Origin of the sequence: Microbacterium sp. MMO-56, from assembly GCF_037146215.1 — a bacterium.
Classification (GTDB): Bacteria; Actinomycetota; Actinomycetes; order Actinomycetales; family Microbacteriaceae; genus Microbacterium.
Window position 1 is genome coordinate 1 of the sequence record NZ_JBBCVW010000050.1, and the last position, 1,126, is coordinate 1,126.

Sequence of the window (1,126 nt, forward strand, 5' to 3'; positions counted from 1 at the left end):
CAACGGCTACCGGCATCGCGACCTCGATACGCGTGTCGGCACGATCGACGTCGCGATCCCGAAGCTCCGCACCGGGACCTACTTCCCGGAATGGCTGCTGGAGCGCCGGAAGCGGGCGGAGACTGCGTTGATCACTGTCGTCGCGGACTGCTACCTCGCCGGGGTCTCCACCCGCCGGATGGACAAGCTCGTGAAGACCCTCGGGATCCACTCCCTCTCGAAGTCACAGGTGTCACGGATGGCCGCTGACCTCGACGAGCACGTCGACCAGTTCCGGCACCGCCCGCTGGGTGACGCGGGGCCGTTCACGTTTGTCGCGGCGGACGCGTTGACGATGAAGGTTCGTGAGGGCGGCCGGGTGATCAACGCGGTCGTGCTCGTCGCGACCGGCGTCAACGGCGACGGGCGCCGCGAAGTCCTCGGCCTGCGGGTCGCGACCAGTGAGACCGGGGCGGCGTGGAACTCGTTCTTCGCTGACCTCGTCGCCCGCGGCCTCGGCGGCGTCCGCCTGGTCACCAGCGACGCGCACGCAGGTCTCGTCGAGGCGATCGCGGCGAACCTGCCCGGAGCAGTCTGGCAACGCTGCAGGACCCACTACGCAGCGAACCTGATGAGCGTGACCCCGAAGGCGCTATGGCCGGCGGTGAAAGCGATGCTGCACTCCGTCTACGACCAACCCGACGCTGATGCCGTGAACGCGCAGTTCGACCGGCTGCTGGACTACGTCGACGGAAAGCTCCCCGCCGCGCACGAGCACCTCGACAACGCGAGAGCAGACATCCTCGCGTTCACCGGATTCCCCGAGGGACTCTGGCAGCAGATCTGGTCCAACAACCCCAACGAGCGCCTCAACCGCGAGATCCGCCGCCGCACCGACTCCGTCGGCATCTTCCCCAACCGCGACGCGATCGTCCGCCTCGTCGGCGCCGTCCTCGCCGAGATCACCGACGAATGGGTCGAAGGCCGCCGCTACCTCGGCCTCGAGATCCTCGCCAAGTCCCGCCTCACCCTCGTCACCGACACCAGAACCGAGGTGAACACCGACACCGTCCTCGAGCTCAGCGCCTAACCGAAAACAACAGCAGAAGGATCACCGACCGCTACACCACGTGCTGGGGCTTGACCT

The 1,126-nt window shown here is 67.4% G+C and carries 1 protein-coding gene; it reads left to right on the forward strand.

Annotated features, from left to right (window positions below):
- On the forward strand, positions 1-1,069 hold a 1,069-nt coding region (locus tag WFI00_RS17735), incomplete at its 5' end, for an IS256 family transposase (protein WP_336633675.1).
- Positions 1,070-1,126 lie beyond the last annotated feature (57 nt).